Annotated in this window: 18 protein-coding genes; 9 read left to right on the top strand and 9 right to left on the bottom strand. The window is 69.6% G+C overall.

All coding sequences use genetic code 11. The features are described from left to right. Positions 1–12: 12 nt before the first annotated feature. From ACX9GQ_RS05675 to ACX9GQ_RS05660, 4 genes are all read right to left on the bottom strand, one after another. Complete coding sequence (locus tag ACX9GQ_RS05675) at positions 13–2,148, bottom strand: mechanosensitive ion channel family protein (protein WP_459628582.1); 2,136 nt, start codon at positions 2,146–2,148, stop codon at positions 13–15. 108 nt (positions 2,149–2,256) lie between these two features. Next, positions 2,257–3,024, bottom strand: coding sequence for a hypothetical protein (locus ACX9GQ_RS05670; RefSeq protein ID WP_459628581.1), 768 nt, complete (start codon positions 3,022–3,024; stop codon positions 2,257–2,259). Positions 3,025–3,239: 215 nt separating this feature from the next. Then, positions 3,240–3,611 (bottom strand): HdeA/HdeB family chaperone, encoded by a 372-nt coding sequence (locus ACX9GQ_RS05665; protein WP_459628580.1) that lies wholly within the window; start codon positions 3,609–3,611, stop codon positions 3,240–3,242. A 118-nt stretch (positions 3,612–3,729) separates the two neighbouring features. Beyond that, on the bottom strand, positions 3,730–5,373 hold the full coding sequence (locus ACX9GQ_RS05660; RefSeq protein ID WP_459628579.1) for a DUF1254 domain-containing protein: 1,644 nt from the start codon (positions 5,371–5,373) through the stop codon (positions 3,730–3,732). Between the two features lie 298 nt (positions 5,374–5,671). Between ACX9GQ_RS05660 and ACX9GQ_RS05655 the strand changes: the two genes are divergently transcribed. From ACX9GQ_RS05655 to ACX9GQ_RS05640, 4 genes are all read left to right on the top strand, one after another. Beyond that, positions 5,672–6,709, top strand: coding sequence for an AraC family transcriptional regulator (locus ACX9GQ_RS05655; RefSeq protein WP_459628578.1), 1,038 nt, complete (start codon positions 5,672–5,674; stop codon positions 6,707–6,709). 195 nt (positions 6,710–6,904) lie between these two features. Next, positions 6,905–7,090, top strand: a complete 186-nt coding sequence (locus ACX9GQ_RS05650; protein ID WP_459628577.1) for a hypothetical protein — start codon at positions 6,905–6,907, stop codon at positions 7,088–7,090. A 54-nt stretch (positions 7,091–7,144) separates the two neighbouring features. Next, positions 7,145–7,624 (top strand): VOC family protein, encoded by a 480-nt coding sequence (locus tag ACX9GQ_RS05645; RefSeq protein WP_459628576.1) that lies wholly within the window; start codon positions 7,145–7,147, stop codon positions 7,622–7,624. A gap of 98 nt (positions 7,625–7,722) precedes the next feature. Continuing rightward, entirely contained in the window at positions 7,723–8,025 is a 303-nt protein-coding gene (locus tag ACX9GQ_RS05640) for a hypothetical protein (RefSeq protein WP_459628575.1), read from the top strand. 6 nt (positions 8,026–8,031) lie between these two features. Here ACX9GQ_RS05640 and ACX9GQ_RS05635 read toward each other — a convergent pair whose 3' ends face one another. The 5 genes from ACX9GQ_RS05635 to ACX9GQ_RS05615 form a co-directional block, all read right to left on the bottom strand. Continuing rightward, the gene (locus ACX9GQ_RS05635; RefSeq protein ID WP_459628574.1) at positions 8,032–8,217 is read right to left on the bottom strand and encodes a winged helix-turn-helix domain-containing protein; all 186 of its coding nucleotides are present in this window, start codon (positions 8,215–8,217) and stop codon (positions 8,032–8,034) included. Continuing rightward, positions 8,183–8,770: an NAD(P)H-dependent oxidoreductase gene (locus tag ACX9GQ_RS05630; protein WP_459628573.1), complete on the bottom strand. Its 588-nt coding sequence runs from the start codon at positions 8,768–8,770 to the stop codon at positions 8,183–8,185. The genes ACX9GQ_RS05635 and ACX9GQ_RS05630 overlap by 35 nt, the downstream gene beginning before the upstream one ends. A gap of 16 nt (positions 8,771–8,786) precedes the next feature. After that, entirely contained in the window at positions 8,787–10,202 is a 1,416-nt protein-coding gene (locus ACX9GQ_RS05625) for an FAD-binding oxidoreductase (protein WP_459628572.1), read from the bottom strand. Between the two features lie 4 nt (positions 10,203–10,206). Then, positions 10,207–10,674 carry a RidA family protein gene (locus ACX9GQ_RS05620; protein ID WP_459628571.1) on the bottom strand — a complete coding sequence of 156 codons (468 nt, stop codon included), beginning with the start codon at positions 10,672–10,674 and terminating at the stop codon, positions 10,207–10,209. Positions 10,675–10,807: 133 nt separating this feature from the next. Then, positions 10,808–11,770 carry an MBL fold metallo-hydrolase gene (locus tag ACX9GQ_RS05615; RefSeq protein WP_459628570.1) on the bottom strand — a complete coding sequence of 321 codons (963 nt, stop codon included), beginning with the start codon at positions 11,768–11,770 and terminating at the stop codon, positions 10,808–10,810. 377 nt (positions 11,771–12,147) lie between these two features. Between ACX9GQ_RS05615 and ACX9GQ_RS05610 the strand changes: the two genes are divergently transcribed. The 5 genes from ACX9GQ_RS05610 (at position 12,148) to otnI (ending at position 18,802) form a co-directional block, all read left to right on the top strand. Then, positions 12,148–13,677, top strand: a complete 1,530-nt coding sequence (locus ACX9GQ_RS05610; protein ID WP_459628569.1) for a TolC family protein — start codon at positions 12,148–12,150, stop codon at positions 13,675–13,677. Between the two features lie 92 nt (positions 13,678–13,769). Then, on the top strand, positions 13,770–14,474 hold the full coding sequence (locus ACX9GQ_RS05605) for an efflux RND transporter periplasmic adaptor subunit (protein ID WP_459628568.1): 705 nt from the start codon (positions 13,770–13,772) through the stop codon (positions 14,472–14,474). Further along, complete coding sequence (locus tag ACX9GQ_RS05600; protein ID WP_459628567.1) at positions 14,471–15,841, top strand: efflux RND transporter periplasmic adaptor subunit; 1,371 nt, start codon at positions 14,471–14,473, stop codon at positions 15,839–15,841. Before ACX9GQ_RS05605 ends, ACX9GQ_RS05600 begins: the two co-directional genes overlap by 4 nt. Beyond that, complete coding sequence (locus ACX9GQ_RS05595; RefSeq protein WP_459628566.1) at positions 15,838–17,952, top strand: HlyD family efflux transporter periplasmic adaptor subunit; 2,115 nt, start codon at positions 15,838–15,840, stop codon at positions 17,950–17,952. Before ACX9GQ_RS05600 ends, ACX9GQ_RS05595 begins: the two co-directional genes overlap by 4 nt. Continuing rightward, positions 17,882–18,802 (top strand): 2-oxo-tetronate isomerase, encoded by a 921-nt coding sequence (otnI, locus tag ACX9GQ_RS05590; RefSeq protein WP_459628565.1) that lies wholly within the window; start codon positions 17,882–17,884, stop codon positions 18,800–18,802. Before ACX9GQ_RS05595 ends, otnI begins: the two co-directional genes overlap by 71 nt. Positions 18,803–18,804 lie beyond the last annotated feature (2 nt).

The raw sequence follows: 18,804 nt of genomic DNA, 5'->3' as shown, positions 1-18,804 counted from the left end.
ACCTGTCCGCCGCTACCCCGCGGGCGCCGTGACCACCTGCGTGTTGGCGACGACACCCGGTGATGCGGTCGCGGGAACCGGGGCAGGCGGCTGACCTGCGGGCACGGCAACCTGGATGTAGGTGGGCGTCGAGGCGGCAAAGCGGAGGCCCGCCTTCGGCAGGTCGGTCAGGAGCCTGCGGACGGCCTCGCGCTGGATTTCGCTCGGCCTCGCGGGAATCACCGTGAACTTGAACCCGATGACGAGGACGTCGTCGAGGACCTCTGTCACGCCCTGCATCTTCAGCGGATCGATGAAGTCGGGCGCGTAGTCGGTCTCGTCGATCAGCTGCTGGCCGATCTTCTTCGCCGCCTTTCGCAGCTTGTCGAGGTCGACGTCACGCGGGAAGCGGAGGTTGATCTTGATGGTCGACCAGTCGCGGCTGAAGTTCGTCACCTGCCCGAGCTGGCCGAACGGGATCGTGTGCAACTGACCGCTCTGGTGGCGCAGGCGCAGGGAGCGCAGCGCAAACCCCTCGACCGTCCCCTTCGCCTTGCCGCAGTCGATGTACTCGCCCACCCGGAAGGCGTCCTCCGCGAGGTAGAACACGCCCGTGATGATGTCCTTCACCAGCGTCTGGCTGCCGAAGGAGATGGCGAGGCCGAGGATCGAGGCGCCCGCGACCAGCGGCGTGATGTTGACGCCGAGGATGGAAAGCACCGCCAGGCCGAACATCGCCACGGTCAGCGTCAGCAGGGCGGCGCGCAGGAGCGGCGCGAGCGTCTTGGCGCGCGATCCCGCCCCGGTGGCGGGGGTCGCGGCGGCAGGGTCCGGCGTGGCCGGCGCCAGATAGGCCTGCGAGACGAAGTTGATGACCTCCCAGGTGATGAACCCCGCGAAGGCGGTGACCGCCGCCAGCCACCAGTGGCGGCTGGCGCTCGGCCAGTCGTCGGCGCTGACGAGCGAGAGCGATTCGACGACCCAGACCCTCGCGAGAAATCCGGCCGCGGCGATCAGCATGAGCACGCGGGCGAGCCGCGCGCCTGACCTCAGCAGCCGGGCCTCGACGTCGCTGCGCCCGGCAGCCGCGTCGGGATGGCCCTGAACCCAGCGGACCAGCGTTTCGCCGAAAAGCAGGAGGATGACGGTCGTCAGCGTCGCCATGGTGCCGAAGGGCACGTCCGGTCGGTCAGCCAGGGCCGCGTAGACGCGCAGCAGCAGCACAAGCGCGACGAGAAGCCCCATGCCCAGGACCCAGGCGTGCGAGCCGCGGGCCACGGCGGCCGGCGAGCCGCTGCCGAAGAGACGTCCGATCCACGTTCCGAAGACGTCCCTCTTGCTCCACACGATCCAGCCATAGGCGATCGGCATGATGGCAGCGGTGACGAGCAGTTGCGCCGGAAGGTAGGCGCTGCCCGCGAGGAGGGCGCCCCAGACCTGTCCGATCCGGGCCAGCACGGCGACCGCGAGAATCCCCCGCTTGAGCCGGGATGCCTGCCCGTCCTCCACCGGCGCCAGCCGTGCGGCGGGCCACGTGGGCCGCAGGAACACCTCCAGCAGGAAGCGGAACACCACCACCGTGACGACCGCGTCGAGGATCGCGGCCGCCACCAATGTCTGGTTGCCGGCGCCAGCGAATGCAGCCCCGAGCGCCACGCGGCTGACGAGCAGGACCGCGAGGGGCCGCAGAAATTCCAGAAGGGCGGCCTTGACCGTCGCGCCGAGCCCTGCCCTCTCCGGACCCTGTCCGATCAGTCGCTGGCAGCGGCCCCGGATCGCAAAGCCGATCAACAGGTCGATGAGGACAAGGGCGATCAGCCATCCGGCCAGGGCCGACAGGAACGATCCCGTGCTGCGCCCCCCGTCGCCGCTGCGGTCGAGCCCCGTGATCGCGGCGGCGGTGGCAGCCGGCAGCCCGGGGATGGACCGGAAAACGCCAGGTGCGCGACCGGCGAGTTCCTCCACCATCTCGGCGAACTGGTCGACGTCGTCCGGATCCTTCTGGGCTCCCGCAGCGGTTGCCGGCGCCGCGGCGGCCGCGGTCGGCTTCGTTGCCGCCATGGCCGGGCCGGCGACGCGGCTGTCGAACGCCATCGCCGCAAGCACGCCCAGCAGGAGGCCCAGGGCCACCCCGAGCCGGATCAGTCGAAGGCCATTCCCGCGCGACATGCACCCCCCCGGGTCAGTGGACGACCGGCCGGTCCGTCCGTTCAGCAGCAGTGTTCTTCGTGGCCCGGGACGACGCAGGCGGCTGCCTCGTCGCCCCCGGGCACGCCGTCAGTAGCAGGGCGGATAGGGGTAGTAGCCGCAGGCGGGCCGCGGCGCGGCCGCGGCTGCCGCAGCGCCGACCATGGCCCCGGCCGCGACCCCCGCGCCCACCCCGTAGACCGGGTCCGGGTGCGCGTACCAGGCGCCGTGGTAGACGGGCGGGTGGTAATAGGCCGCGCCGCCGCGATAGTCGTCCGGCGCCCGGGCGACGGTGGTTCCGCCGACGCCGCCCCAGTGGGCGACGCCGCCGCCATAGGCGCCCCTCGCCGCGAACGCGTCGATGAACAGCGCCACCGGGCCGCTGGCGCCCGCGAGGCTCCCCTCGAGAACGGCCACGTCGAAGGTCAGGGTGGTGCCGTCGAGCCGGGGCGTCTTCAGCGTGACGACGGCGTCGGCGACGTCGCCGGGCGTGGAGCCGAGCACCGAGACGGTGGCGTTGGGCGGGTCCTTGGCGAAGCTGTCCTTGCCCTCGTCCCACTGCATGATGAACTGCTTCGTCGTCTCGTGGCCGGCCGCCCTGTAGGGCCGGTCGGCGAAGACGATCGTCGTCGGCATGACGCCGGTGAGCACGAGCTTGCCGCCGTCCAGCCTGGCGCCCGCGGCGTTGATCACGGCGAGGGAGGGAATCGGACGACCCGCGCTGGCCGGCGTCCCGATCGTCTTCGCCCCCGGGACATGGGGCGTCGCGCCGGCGTTCTGGGCATGGCCGGGTGTCGTGGCCAAGGTCACGATGGCCGCTGCAGCGGCCAGCAGGCTGAGATGGGTCGTCCGGATCATGCGCATCGCGTCCCCCTTGCTGAAAATGGGAGGCGCCCCCCGGGCGCCCCCTTGCGTGTCATGGTGACCGGCGTCACCCGGCGCGTTTCACGGTGGCCGGTGCCGCTTGGCCGAAGTCGCTTGGCCGAAGTCGCTTGGCCAAAGTCACCTGGCCCAAGTCACCTGGCCCAAGTCACCTGGCCAAAGTCGCTTGGACGCCGGTCACCCGGACCCTGTCACTTGGCCAGGACGATCCCGCGGTCCTTGCGCATCTTGTCGAAGACGATCTCCATGGCCTGGATGATCTTCACCTGCGGGTTGGCCTTGCAGTACACGATGGTCTCGTGCTCGGCCTCCTTGCCCTTGGTGAAGTCCATGTAGTGGCGCTTGGCGAGCCCGTTGTACCAGCCGCTGTACCAAGCCGTGAGCGCGTCAGCGTCCTCCTGGAACGTGCCGGCGAGCTGGGCGCAGGTCAGCGCCTGCACGTCGATGTAGCCGTCCTTGTCGGCATAGGCGGAGAGCGGCACGGGCGTCTGGGCCATGGCGGGAACGGACACGATGGCAGCGACGGCAAGCGCGGCGCCGACGGCGAAGGTCGAGGTCTTCATGGATGTTTCCTCTTCGATTGTGTGAATGCAAGTCCCAGTTGTCACGACGCGCATGTGCCGCAGCGTGACAGCCTCGTTCTCCTCGTCCGGGTGGAGAGAGGCCGTGCTCGCCTGGCCCTTACCTGGCAAGCTTCACCTCGCCGATGCGCCAGCTCTTGTCGAAGAACGAGGGGAGCGGGCTGTACAGGCGCAGGATCGTGAACCAGCCTTTGCCAGGCACGGTCTGGATCCAGTTGCCTCGCGGAACACCCTCCGGCTTCGTCGGTCCGAACCAGATGGTCGTGCTGCCGTCGACGGACGGGTCCGCGGCCGGAGAGGGATAGTTCTGGCTTCCGGCCCGCGGATAGTTCTGCGGCGTCTGCAGCATCGACCGCGTCTGGTTGTCGTAGAGCGTGAGCGACCAGAACGCCTCTGCCGGGATCTTCGGCGGCAGCGTCACCGTGTAGGTCTTCGCGCCGTCGAACGGGTTTCCGTCGGAATCGACGAAGCCCATCAGATACTGCGAGCCGACGCCCGGGATGCGCATGATCATGCCGGGGGAGTCGAGCGTATAGCCGTAGTAGAAGGCCGTGCGGGAATCGAGGGTGCGCGCGCCGGTCGGCGGAAGAGGCTTGATGACCCCGGCCTCGAAGAGCGGAGGCGGGGTCTCGAAGAAGGCGCCGCCCTCCCAGAGCATCGATCCCCAGCTGGAGTTCGGGTAGTAGGCCCAGCCGGGGTGCTTCATGGCGTAGCGCCAGTTCAGCGCCCGCCCCGTCGCCTGCCCGAACGCGGCCGCGTCGGCGAGGATCTTCTTCATCCGCGCATCGGGGTTGAACGGCTTGCCCTTGGCGATGCCGATGGCGGCGAGCTGGCCGGCGAGCTCGATGTCGTAGCTGGTGGCCGGCTGGCTCTGGACGTTCTCGTTGATCAGGTCGAAGAAGCTCGCGTCGCTCGGCGGGATCGTGTTGAAGGCGAGCCCGCTGCCCTCGATGAATTTCATCTCGGGGATCTTGGGCTCGCCGGCGAGCCGAACCTGCCCCTCCAGCGCCTGCGCGAGGCTCGTCCCGTAGGAGCCAGGCTCGTAGGGATAGACCTTCATGGTCTTCTTGATCGTCTCGACGGCCGGCGCCGGATCGTTGTTCTGGAGATAGGCCCGCGCCGCATAGAGCGCGAAGTTCGTCTCCGAGCGCCCGATGAAGTAGCCGCCCTCCGGCAGCGGTCCCTTGTAGTCGGGTCCGACGATCAGGTACTTGCCGCCCATCCCGCGGTCCGGTCCGGGACCGCCGATGTCGATGATCCAGGAGAACCACATGTCGTTGATGGTTCCCACGGCGTTCGGCGGCTGCTCGATCACCACCGGGCCTTTGCTGAGGTCGAGGCCGGTGAGGTAGTAGACCGTGTCGGCGTTGGCCGTGAGGAACAGCGAACGCGAATCCATCAGCTTCGAGAAGATGACGACGTCGCCGGGCTTGGCCCCGATGCCCTCGAAGCCCTTGACGATGGCCAGCGCCGAGGCGCCGCGGAAGCTGTTGTTGTAGACGCTCAGCGCCTGCGAGAAGTCGAGGATGTCGTAGGTCCTCGCGGCCGTCTCGACCGTGGGCACGCCGTTCCTGAACTCGAGCTGCCCGAAGCTCGTCGCAATCGAGGCCGGTGGGCCGAGGGACTCGACGACCTTGTCGGGAACTTGGGCACCTGCCGTCGCCACCGACGCCAGCAGCGCCGCCGCAACGGCGCCGGCACGGCGCGACGGTCGGCCAAGTGTCCTGAATGATCCGTGTCTCATCACCTGCTCCCCCATCTGTCGTTCAGTCGTCTGCCGCCGCGGGCTGCGGCGTCTTGTCTCAAGGCCAGTGGCAGTCGCTGGACCGGGACCAGAGCGCGTCGCCTTCCCGGAACCTGTCGGCGCGTTCGCCGCAAGGGCGTCCCGGCGCGGACCATCGCGCCTCCCGAGGTTCGGACCTGCACACGGGGCGAGCGCCCTCGAGCTATCGACGTCCGAAACTCGGAGTTGCTTTTCGTCACGGTCATTCGCTAAGCCGGATATGAAAATGTTAAGCGGGTTCGAAGGGCCGGGTTTTCGAATGTCGGACAGGCGCACCGGCGAACCGGGCCCCGATGACGCCCTCCAGCGGATGTCCCCGCTCGTCGGCATTCCTCAACTGCTGGCGGAGTTCGGCGTCGAGACCGCCGCGATGCTGGAGGGGCTTCCGCTGACGGCGGACATCTTCGCCGACCCCGAGACGCGCATCCCCTACAGCCAGATCTGCCAGCTCCTGCAGAATGGCGCCGACCTCACCGGCTGCCCGCATTTCGGGCTGCTGCTCGGCGCCCGTGCGGACACGTCCGTGCTGGGTTTCGCCGGACAGTGGATGCGCAACGCACCGACGCTGGGGGCCTCGCTGACCGGCTTCGTGGCGATGCAGCCCTCGGCTTCGCGCGGGGGCGTGGTCTACATGTTCCCAAGCGACGATGCCGTCTATCTGGGCTACGGCATCTACGGACAGCGCACGACGGGCTGGCAGCACCTCTACCCGTTGGTGGTGGGCATGGCCAACAACGTCGTCCGGAAACTGACCGGCGGCCAGATCAAGCCGATCGAGGTGCTACTCTCCCTGCGCGAGCCGGCGGACAAGAAGCCGTGGCTCGACGTCTTCAAGGCACCGGTCCACTTCAACCAGCCGCTCTCGGCCCTCGTCCTGCCCCGCCGGGCCATGGACACGCCCATCGAGGGGGCGAGCCCCGTCGACTTCTCCACGCTGGAGCGCAAGGCGGCAGCGCTGATGCCGCCCTCGGATCACGTCTGGACCGATCGCGTCCGGCGCGTCCTGAGGTCGACGATCCTCGAGCGCGAGCCGCTCGTCACCGTCGTGGCCGAGCGGCTCGACGTGCATGTTCGGACACTCAGGCGCCATCTCGCCCGGGAGGGGACGACCTTCCAGTCCGTGCTCGACGACCTACGCTACGCGAATGCCCGCGAACTGCTCGAGGTGACCGATCTCAGCATCGGCGACATCGCGCTTGCGCTGGCCTACTCGACCCATGCCGCGTTCGACACGGCCTTCCGCCGCTGGAGCGGCATGACACCCCAGCGCTGGCGCATGGCGCTGCCGCCACGGTAGGGGCGGCGGCCCGGCGCCGCCGCGAGGTGCACGGCCGGTCTGATCTTGTCGATGCAGGCGACCCGATCAGAATTTCCGGATCATGGCAATGCCGCGCTCAAGCTTTGTGAGGCTCATCTGCTCAGTCTCAGTTCGATTTTCATTTCTCTGAATGCGTATCCCTGCTAAGGACCCTCTCCCAAACAAGGAGACATCATGCCGAAGATCCGCAGTTTCATCGCCGCCGCCTTCATGTGGGCTGGAAGTCTTGCGATCCTCATGCCGCTGGGCTACCTCATCTTCGACAGGACGTCCCATCAGGTGGCCTACCACACGACGATGATCGGCGGCGTGACGTGGATGTCTGTGAGCCAGTACCGGAACGACCGTCGCCAAGGTTGACGGGCCGGCCGCCCCGCTGGTCCCTTTGCCTCGACGCCACAGGAGGGACACGCCATGCCCGCGGCCAAGACGACCATCTGCATCTGGTACGACAAGGATGCCGAAGCCGCCGCGCGGTTCTACGCGGCGACTTTCCCCGACAGCGAGGTCCTCGCCGTTCACCGCGCACCGTCCGACTATCCGTCCGGCAAGGCGGGCGACGTGCTGACGGTGGAGTTCACCGTCACCGGCGTGCGCTGCCTCGGGCTCAATGGCGGACCGGCGGTCCGCCACAGCGAGGCCTTCTCCTTCCAGGTCGCCACCGATGACCAGGAGGAGACCGACCGCTACTGGAACGCCATCGTCGGCAATGGCGGCACGGAGAACGTGTGCGGTTGGTGCAGCGACCGCTGGGGCATCCGGTGGCAGATCACGCCGCGCGTGCTGACGGACGCGCTGGCCGCGGGCGGGGAGGAAGCACGCCGTGCCTTCCAGGCCATGATGACCATGGGCAAGATCGACGTCGCCGCGATCGAGGCCGCCCGACGCGGCTGAGGCGGGCTTCGAGGCCGTTCACGCCCTGCCGGATTCTTCCATTCGACCGCGGGGTGCCGCACGCTTGCCACGCGGACGGCCCCGCTTATGATCGACGCATGTTCGGGACGAAGGGGGATGCCGTGGCGTCGAAGGATCGGATGGGGTGGGTCGGCGTGGCCGTGGCCGGTGCAGCCCTCGTAGTGACGGCAGCGGCAGCAATGGCGCAGGAGACGACCATTGGAATCATCGCCGACCACATCCGCAACCAGGGCTACGCCTGCAAGACGCCGGAGTCGGCGACGCGCGATGCCCAGGCCTCGAAGCCGAACGAGGCCGTGTGGATCCTCAAGTGCGACGGCGTGAGCTATCGCGTCAGGCTCGTGCCGGACATGGCCGCCAAGGTCGAGAAGATCAGCTGAGGCGCGTCAGGCGCCGAAGCGGTAGCCGACGCACGGCTCCGTGAGCACGAGCCGCGGCGACGTCGGCTCTGCCTCGACCTTGCGCCGCAACTGGCCGACGAAGACGCGCAGCTCCGGCGTGTCGTCGGCGTGCTGAGGCTGACCGCGGCGCGACCCCTCACATGGCGCCGATCCGGTCGCGAACCCTGGCAAGGAAGCTCTCCCGCTCGCCCTGCGTGACGCTGTCCATGCGATGCAGGCCGAACCAGCGGGTGCGGCAGCGGGGATGGACGAGCGGCTTGAAGCCGGACAGCAGGATGCGCCGGCCCGGCGCGCCCATCACCATCCACCACCACCACGGCGCGCCCAGCGTGGTCACCACGGCGATGCTGCGGATGTTGGTGAGGACCCGGCCGATGGGCCCTTGCCCATCGGGCATCGTGAAGGTGGCGTGCGGGATCCACACGCGGTCGAGCCAGCCCTTCAGCATCGCGGGCTGCGCGTACCACCAGGTCGGGTAGACGAAGACAAGGCCTTCGCACCAGCGCAGGTTGGCGAGGTGGTCGGCGACCGGCCGCTCGTTCTCGCCCGGCGTGTGGTAGCCGCGGCGCTCCGCATCGCCCATAACCGGGTCGAAGCCCTCGGCGTAGAGATCCGTGAGCCGGGTCTCGTGCCCTGCGGCTGCAAGCGAGGCAAGCACGGTGTGGCGCAGCGCCGCCGAGAAGCTGTCGGGGCAGGGATGGCAGTAGACGACGAGGACCTTCATGCCGGCATGCTCGGGATCAGGACGCGAGCCCCTTGAACAGGAAGGTCTTGCCCGAGCGGAAGTCGTAGGACAGATCCTCCCAGGCGATCATCTTGCCCGGGTTCAGCAGGCCCTGCGGGTCGGCCTCGCGCTTGAAGGCGAGTTGCACCTCGTCGGTCTGCTTCATGCCGCCTTCCTCCAGCGTGTAGCGGTGCGGATTGAAGATCGGCGCGCCCATGTCCTCGTGGATGCGGATGATCTCGTCCAGCCGCTCCTCGCTCGTGAAGCGCACCAGCGGCAGGCCGAAGCAGGTGATCTTGCCGTCGAAGCGGACGAACTCGAGATGCGCCGGTACCTCGTCGCCGAAGCGCTCGTGGATCGCCGTGACCAGCTTCACCTGGTTGGGGAAGGGATAGAGCACCTGCAGGTAGGTGATCGTCGGGTCAACACGCAGCGCGCGCAGCGTGGTGTGGTTCCACGACAGCTCGAAGCCCGGCGGCAGGCCCTTCAGGTCCTCCGGCGGCAGGACGTCCTGCCGGAACAGCACCTCGGCGCCCTTCCAGCGGCGCGTGAAGGCCAGCATCGGCCCGACCGCGAAGTCGGCCATGGTGACGATGGCGATGGCCTTGTCGCGCGGCAGGTACTTGCGGTGGCGCGGGAAGTAGTCGTGCGGCACCGGCGCGGCGACGACCGCGAGGTTCTTCAGCAGCAGGCCGTCCTGCTCGCCCAGCGTGTTGGCATAGTCCGCCGCCTGCTCCAGCGTGTCGAAGCCGACGATCACGTCCGTCCACGCAAAGGCCGGGCCGAGCGGCATCTCGACCTCGGTGATGATGCCGTTGGTGCCGTAGGCGTGGCTGACCTTGTGCAGGTCCTCGCCCTCGAGGTCGAGCACGCGCGGGTTCGCCTCCATGGTGGCGACGCGCAGGCGGATGACGTTGCCGAAGTCGCGCAGGCCGCCCCAGCGAATGGATCCGACGCCGCCCGACCCGCCGGCGACGAAGCCGCCGATGGTCGCGGTGGCATAGGTCGAGGGGTGCAGCCGCAGCTCCTGCTGCGTCTGCGGGCGCGTCTCGTCGTCGATGCGTGCCATCACGGCGCCCGGTTCGGCGACCACGCGGCCGCGGCCGATGCTCTTCACGCGGTTGAAGCCGGAGAGGTCGAGCACGATGCCGCCCGACAGCGGCATCGCCTGGCCGTAGTTGCCGGTGCCCGTGCCGCGTGGCGTGACGGGGATGGCGAGTTCATGCGCCGCCGCCAGCGTGGCGAGCACCTCGGCTTCGGTGGCCGGCGACACGACGATGTCGCCCGTCACGTGATCGAGCTGCCGCTTGAGCTTGGGCGAGTACCAGAAGAAGTCCCGGCTCTTCTGCTTCACCAGCGCCGGGTTGTCCTCGACCCTGATGCCGCCGAGGCGGCGCTTGAGGCCTTCGATGTCGTAGCGGTGGGCGGTCATGGACTCACTTCTTCTTCGGGAGGTAGGCGGTCGCCTCGACTTCGACGAGCACGCGCTCGTCGGGCAGCATCGCGGTGACCTGCACCACGGTGGAGACCGGGGGATCGTTGGGGAAGAACAGCTTCCGCACGCGGTTGTAGTGCGGGTAGTCGCGCAGGTCGCGGAAGTACTGCACGAGCTTGAACACGTCGGTCATCGACCCGCCGGCGCTCTCGATCGTGGCGCGGATGCGGTCGAGCACCCACCAGCTCTGCGCCAGGATCGGCCCCTCCTTCACGTCGACCGACATCTCCCCGGTCCGGCCGATGAGGTCGGCCGCCTCCGGCGGGATGTCCTGGTAGCCGCCGACGACGAGGGAGCGCGCCGGGTCAACCGCGATGATGCCGGAGAGGAAGACGAAGTCCCCCATGCGCTTGAACGCGGCATAGCGCGCCAGCGGGGCGGCGGGGGCGGACGGCGGGGATGAGGTCATGGCGGACGGGCTCTCGTGACGCTGCGCGGGAGCATACAACAGCCGTGCCAGCGGCTGCCAAGCCGTCACCGAAAAGGCCCGCGGCAATGCCGCGGGCCCGTTGTTTCTCGAACGGGACCGGAGTCCCGGTCGCTCAGAGCGTGCTGGACCAGAGGGCCGGCAGGAAGTCGTAGCCGGCGCCGTCCTTCACGATGAAGCCCGTCGCCGGGAACGGCGCGTGGTAGAAGGACACGCGGATCTTGTCCGCCGCCGCGCGGTCGAGCAGCTTCTTGCGGGTGGCGATGGCCATCTGCGGGTCCATGTCGAAGATCGCCTGCCACTCCGGCCGGCGGGCGAAGATGCCCGGATGGTTCGTGATGTCGCCCACGAACATCATCTGCTGGTTGCCGGAGGCGATCAGGAACGCGGTGTGGCCGGGCGTGTGGCCGGGAGCCGCGACGGCGACGACGCCGGGCACGATCTCCTTGTCTGCGTCGAACTTGCGCACCTTGTCGGCGATGGGGCCGAACTGCTTGCGCACCAGCTGGAAGCCGCCGCGCGCCGCCTCGGGAGCGGCGTTCATCTTCGAGTCGTCCATCCAGAACGCCCATTCGGCGGACGGCACCGCGATCTCGGCATTCGGGTAGACGATGGCGCCCTCGGCGTTGCGGACGCCGCCGATGTGGTCGCCGTGGAAATGGCTGAAGGCCACCACGTCGACGTCGCCCGGCTGGATGCCTGCGGCCGCGAGGTTCTTCGGCGTGTTGCCGACGGGGCCGCCCGCGGCATTGCCCGTGTCGAGCAGCACGACCTTGTCGCCCGTGTTGATGACCAGCGTCGTGAAGGTGATCGTCAGCTTGTCGGCCGGCAGGCCGAGCTCGGCGAAGGCGGCGGACACGTCGGCGTCCGAGGCGTTGCGCACGAAGCCCTTCGGCATGTCGCGCGAGACCGCCCCGTCATGGATGGCGGTGACCTCGAAGGCGCCGATCTTGAACCGGTGGAAGCCGGGCGCCTGCTGGTTGGACATCGGGGCCTTGGCCAGAGCCTGTCCCCCGGCGGCCAGCGCCGCTCCCGTGGCGGCCGTACCCGCAAGCATTGTCCGGCGTGTGATCGACATGCAACACCCTCCCTTGGCTTGATCACCGTCAGCCGCGGTCAACTTAGGGTAGCGCGCCCCTCCGGCCAGCGCGTCGTGATCACATTTTTGCGCGCAATTACGGACGGACGGCGATTCATGATGAACGCGTGTAGACGCGAAGCGATGAACGTACAACCTGAAGTTGTTTAACCTATCGACGTCGCGTCATTTCTTCTGTGCATTGACACCGCGTCGACGTTGCTGCTTCCTCAAGACGTTATTTTTTGTTCTAGCCGACTCGATCGTCGAGATCGCCTTCGATCCACGCTGACGTGCAGCGGAAATCCTCGCCCCTGGGCAGCCGAGTTGTCTCGGTCGCCGGGGGAACGGCGGTTGGTGACGGGGATGGGGATTTCATGCATTCGTTTTCCGAGCCCGATTTTCGTGCCCTCGCGCCCCGGCGCATCGCCGTCCTGCTCGCAGGCTGCGCACTGGGCGTGCTGCTGTCCGGCTGTGCGCTGACGCCGACGCCCCTCAGCGAGGCGGAGATCGCGGTAAAGACGGCGGAGGCCTTCAAGGCTGCTACGGAGGCCCAGGAACCCGTCGCCGGGCCGATCGACCTCGGCGAGGCGATGGCCCGCGCGGTCTTCTACAACCTCGACCACCGCGTCGAGCAGCTGGAGACGAGCCTGCGCAACCGGCAGATCGCCTCGGCGGCGGTCTCCGCGCTGCCCCAGATCGCCCTCAACGCCGGCTATACCGGCCGCAACGAGCCGGACGCGTCCTTCAGCCGGAGCCTGCGGACCGGCCTCGTCGACCAGGGCTTCAACGTGTCGACAGACCAGGACCTGCGGACGCGGGACCTGAGCATCTCGTGGAACGTCCTCGACTTCGGCCTGTCCTACGTCCAGGCGCAGCAGGCGGCCGACCGGACGCTGATCGCCGAGGAGACACGGCGGCGCGTGATGGCGCGCATCGTCGAGGAGGTGCGTTCCGCGTACTGGCGGGCGCTGGCGGCCGAGTACCTCGGGCGCGAACTGCGGGCGCTGGAGAAGGAGGCGCGCCAGGCCCTCGCCAACGCGCAGGCACTGGTCGACAGCGGCCGGACGCCGCCACTCACGGCGCTGACCTACCAGCGCGAGGTCTACGACCTGACCGACCGCCTGCAGACGGTCGAGGCGGACGTCGCCGCCGCGCGCAACCAGCTCGCGGCCCTGATGAACCTGCCCCCGGGCACCCGCTTCACGCTGGTGCGGCCGAATGCGGGCCGGGCGCTGCCGGCCGTGAAGGGCCGGCCGGAAGACCAGGTGAAGGAGGCGATCACACAGCGCCCCGAGGTGCGCGAGGCGCTCTACGACCAGCGCATCGCCGACTGGGACGGGACGAAGATCCTGCTGGAGCTCCTGCCGGGCATCAACCTCAACGCCGGCCCCAACTACACCTCGAACAGCTTCACCTGGGCCAATGACTGGGCCGGCTGGGGCGCCCAGGTGACGTGGAACGCCATGCGCCTCATCAGCTACCCGGTCCGGAGTGCGGAGGTGGAGGCCAACAAGGAGGTCCGGGCCGAGCGGCTGAAGGCGACGATCGCCTCCGTGGCCCTGCAGGTGCACGTCAGCCGGGTGCGCTACGAGCACGCGCTCCGCCGCGCGGAGACGCTGGGCAACTACGCCGCGGTGCAGACGAAGCTCCTCGAGAAGTTCGCGGCCTCGGCCGGAGACGCACAGCTCACGAGCGAGAACGAACTGATCCGCGAGAAGCTTGGAGCGCTTCTCGCCCGGGCCCGGCACGACGTCGCCGTGGCGGATGCGCAGAGCGCCTATGCCGCCATCCTCACGACGCTCGGCCGCGATCCCTATCCGCAACTGGGCGGCGCGTCCCTGAAGGAGGCTGCCCAGGCGTTCCGGAAGAACGGGCTGCGGGCTCCCGACGGGAGAGCCTCGTGACGCCAGCCCTGCGGGGGCTTCTGTTGACGGCGGGACTCGTGGCCGCAGGGCCTGCCTCGGCCGCAGGACCTGCCTTGGCCGCACGGCCTGCCTTGGCCGAAGCCCCGGCGTTGGGCGAGGGGCGGGAGAACCGGGCCCATGGCCTCGTGCGATCGCTCGGAGAGGCCACGATCTCCAGCGAGCTCTCCGCCCGCATCACGACGATGCCGTTCCGCGAAGGCCAGCCGTTCCGCGCGGGCGACCTGCTCGTGGCCTTCGACTGCTCCCGCAACGAGGCCGAGCAGGCATCCCTGGAGGCGGAAATGGCCGCGGCGAAGGCCACGCACGACGGCAACCTGGAACTGGAGCGCCACAAGGCCATCGGCGCGCGGGACATGATCATATCGGCAGCACGGCTCGGGAAGGCCGCGGCGGACGTGAATGCCGGCAACGCGCGGTTGAAGGGATGCCGGATCCTCGCGCCTTTCGACGGGTTCGTCGTCGAGACAAGCGCGAACCCGCACGAGATCGCCAACCCCTCGACGCCGCTGCTGCGCGTCGTGGACGCCTCGCGACTCGAGATCGAGCTCATCGCGCCGTCGCGCTGGCTGCGTCGCGACCTCGTGGGGCAGACTTTCGACTTCACGCTGGAGGACACGGGCAGCGTCCACCCTGCCCGCGTCATCCGGCAGGCCGCGGTCGTCGATGCCGTGAGCCAGACGGTCAAGCTGTTCGCCGTGCTGCTCGCGCCGGATCCTCGGGTCAAGCCCGGCATGAGCGGGACGGCGACGTTCTCCGCGGAGGCGGACGGGCCATGACGATCCAGCCCGCCTTTGCGCGGGGCGCGGCGCCGGCTCCGGCCTCGCCGCTGGAAACCGTGCTGTCGCTCGAGGCGGCGGCGCGGGCGGCCGCCGACCCGACGGAGCTCGTGCACGGGATCGCGAACGACTGGCGCCGCCTCCTTCCCTACGGCCAATGCGTCGTGGCGAGGACGACGAACCGGAACGCCCGCGTCCTCGCGGTCTCGGCACAGTCGAGCGTGGAGCGGACGTCGCCGCTCGTCGTCGCGGTGGAACGCGGGCTCGCGCAATGGGTCCGCCGGCTGTCGCGGCCGGTCCCGGCGCGCGCCGCCGTCATGGAATGGACCGCCCTGTGTGCCGATCCGTCCGGCGACACCGGTGATCCGTCGCCCTTCGCCCATGTCTGCCTCGTCCCGTTCGTCACCCGCGACGGGCGCTGCTTCGGTGTCGCCGTCCTCGCGCGGGACATGCCCTGGACCGAGCGGGACACGGCGCTCGCAAGCCGGCTCGGCGAGAGCTACGGCCACGCGTGGGCCGCGCTTCTGGGGCGAGCGGGACTGAAGGAGGCTGCGTGGAAGCGGTGGGTGACGCCGGTCTGCGTCGCCCTCCTGCTCGGTGCGGGGCTCGTCCCCGTGAGGCTCACGGCGCTGGCGCCGGTCGAGGTCGTGCCGCGGGACGCGGACGTGGTCAGTGCCCCGATGGAGGGCCTCATCGACACGGTCGAGGTGGCTCCCGATACCGACGTCCGAAAGGGGCAGGTGCTCGTCCGGATGGTGGACACTGCGGCCCGTAGCCGTTTCGAAGTCGCGGAGCAGAACGTCGCGGTGGCGCGGGCGCGCGAGCAGCGCCTGACGCAGGCCGCCTTCGCCGACAAGTCCGCGCGCCGGGAACTCGCCGTGGCGTCGGCCGAGCTCGGTCTCGCCGAGGCCGAGCGGAACGCGGCCCGCGAGCAGTTGGCCCGCTCCACGATCGTCGCCGAGCGTGACGGCGTGGCGGTTTTCGCCAGCCGCAAGGACCTCGAGGGCAAGCCGGTCACCACGGGCGAGCGCCTGATGACGCTCGCGGATCCGAAGCGCATCGAGTTCCGGATCGAACTGCCGGTGAAGGATGCCATCGTCGCACGCGACGGCGCGGCGGTGCGCATCTACCTCGACTCCGATCCGCTGGCGCCGCTCGACGCGACCGTCGAGGACGTGGCGTTCCATGCCACACCCGTGCCCGGCGGCGGACTGGCGCTGGTCCTGCGTGCCGTGCCCGATGCCGCCACGCCGCCGCCGAGGATCGGCTACCGGGGAACCGCCCAGGTGCGGGGCGAGCCGGTTCCCCTCGGCTACCTCCTCCTGCGCCGGCCGATCACGGCCCTGCGCCAGCAGGTCTGGCTGTGAACCCGGCTGCAGTGGCCGACGAGGGCCTGCCGCCGCTGCGCGAGGACCTGCGCATCCTGCCTTCGTCGCCGCTGCCCGGCGGCGCGCCGGGCTGGGTGGTGCTGGACCCGGTCCGCCACCGCTACTTCCAGATCGGCCGCGCGGTGCTGGACCTCCTGTCCGCGTGGCCGGCTGGAACGCGGTCAGGGTTGAAGACGAGGGTCGCCGCCCGCAGCGCGCGGCCCGTCTCCGACGACGAGATCGACGGCGTGATCGCGTTCCTCACTGCGCACGAACTGACGCAGGAGCCGGCCGGCGGCGCGATGGCCCTTGCGAGGAGGGACAAGGACAGGACCCACCACTGGCTGGCCTGGCTCATCCACAACTACCTCTTCTTCAAGGTGCCGCTGCTGCGGCCGCAGGCCTGGCTCGACCGGCGCCGCGGGCTGGCCCGCGCCGTGTTCTCCGGCCCCGTGCTCGGCCTGACCGGAGCCGCGGGGCTCGTCGCGCTGGCGCTCGTCGCCCGCCAGTGGGACCACTTCGTCGCCACCGCACTGTCCTTCTTCACGCTGGAGGGCGCGGCGCTCTATGGGCTCAGCCTCGTTCTGGTGAAGACGATCCACGAGCTCGGCCACGCACTGATGGCGAAGCGGTACGGCGTGCGCGTGCCGTCGATGGGCGTCGCCTTCATGGTCATGGCGCCGTTCCTCTATTCCGACGTCAGCGATGCGTGGCGCCTCCGCTCGCGCCGGCAGCGGCTGGCCATCGACGCGGCCGGCCTCGTCGCCGAGGTCATGCTGGCGGCGTGGGCCCTTCTGGCCTGGGTGTTCCTTCCGGACGGCATCCTGAGGTCGATCGCCTTCGTGACGGCCACCACGAGCCTCGTCCTCAGCCTTCTCCTCAACCTCAACCCGTTCATGCGGTTCGACGGGTACCACCTGCTGGCCGACGCATCGGGCATCCCCAACCTGCAGACCCGCGCCATCGCCGTCGGGCGCTGGCTGATGCGGGAGGTCCTGTTCGGGCTCGGCGCGCCGCCGCCGGAGCCGTTCGAGCGGCGAACGCTCGTCATCCTCGCGCTCTACGCCTACGCGATCTGGATCTACCGCTTCTTCCTGTTCCTCGGCATCGCCCTGCTGGTCTACCACATGGCCTTCAAGGCGCTCGGCGTGGTGCTGTTCCTCATCGAGATCGTCTGGTTCATCGCACGGCCCATCGCCATGGAACTCCGCGTCCTGTGGGGCGGCCGGCATCTCGTGGCGCGGAGCCCGCGCAGCCTGGTGACGCTGATGGCCCTCGTCGGCCTCGTGGTGGCGGCCGTGGTGCCGTGGTCGACGTCCGTCCGCGTCCCGGCGCAGGCGGGGGCGGCCGTCGACGCCGCGGTCTATCCGCGCTCGCCCGGCCAGGTCGTCGAGGTACGAGCCACGCCCCTCGCGACGGTGGCGGAAGGCGACGTCCTTGTCGTGCTGCGCTCCCGCGAGCTCGAGAGCGAGATCGAGCGTGCAGGCCTGCGCATCGCCCTGCTCGAGCGCAGGCGGGACCGTGCTGCAGCCGATGCCGGGGACCGGTCCGAGTGGATCGTGCTCGGCAGGCAGCTCGACGCCGAGAGGCGGCGGCTGCAAGGCTTCGAGGCGCAGCGGAGCGACCTCGTCGTCCGGGCGCCGGCGCCGGGCGTCGTGCGCGAGCTCGATCCCCTGCTCAAGCCCGGGACGTGGGTGAACCCGCGGACACAGATCGCGCGGATCGTCGGCACCGAGACCGGAGAGGTCCGCGGCTACGTGGCCGAGGCCGACCTTCGGCGCCTGTCGCCGGGGACCCGGGGACGGTTCGTGCCCGAGGATCCCCAGATGCCGGCCGTGCCGGTCGTGCTGGACTCCATCGGCCGGACCGCGGCGGAGGATCTGGACCTCCTGCCCCTCGCGTCCACGAACGAGGGCCCCGTGCCGGCCCTGCAGGACGGGCGGCGGCTCAAGGCCGGCGCCGCCGTCTATCCGGCCATCATGACGACCGCCGGCCCCGTGCCGCCCACCGCCAGACGGGGCACCGCGGTTCTGGAGGGACATGCCGAGAGCTTCGCGGTGCGCGCCGCGCGCCACGTCATCGGCGTGCTCATCCGCGAATCGGGGACGTGAGGAGCGCATGCCCCCACGCCGCGCTGGACAGAACGAGATCGGCGAGCTTGGCTGGGCGGCATCGAGGAGACCGCCCATGCCCCACTTCGCCGCAAACCTGTCCATGATGTTCAACGAATGGTCGTTCCTCGACCGGTTCGCCGCCGCGGCCGACGCCGGCTTCGACGCGGTCGAGTTCCTGTTCCCCTACGAGCACCCGCCGGAGGCGATCGGTGAGCGGCTCCAACGCCACGGGCTCACGCAGGCCCTCTTCAACCTGCCGCCGGGGGACTGGGCCGCCGGGGAGCGCGGCATGGCCGCGATTCCCGGACGCGAGGCGGAGTTCCGCGAGGGGGTCGCCAGGGCTCTCGACTACGTGGCCGCCACGGGCACCCGGCGCGTCCACGTGATGGCCGGCCTCGTGGCGCCCGACGCCCGCAGCATCGCGACCTACAAGGAGAACATCGCCTTCGTGGCGCAGGCGATGGCCCGCGCGGGCGTGTCGGTGATGCTCGAGCCGATCAACGGACGAGACATGCCCGGCTACTTCCTCGGCGATTTCGGGCTCGCGACCCGGCTGATCGGCGAGATCGGCCTCCCGAACGTGCGCCTGCAGTTCGACGTCTATCACCGGCAGATCATTCACGGAGACGTGACCAGGGGCCTCGAGGCCCTCATGCCGCTCACCGGCCACGTCCAGGTGGCCAGCATTCCCTCCCGGAACGAACCGGCGGGAGAGGAAATCGACTACGGCTTCGTTTTCGCCACGTTGGACCGCCTCGGCTACGACGGTTTCGTCGGATGCGAGTACCGTCCGCGCAACGGCACGCTGGAGGGGCTCGGCTGGTTCGCGCCGTGGCGACGGCGCTGAGA

The sequence above is a fragment of the Alsobacter sp. R-9 genome (genome assembly GCF_054612375.1).
This window is presented reverse-complemented; position numbering and strand designations above follow the sequence as displayed.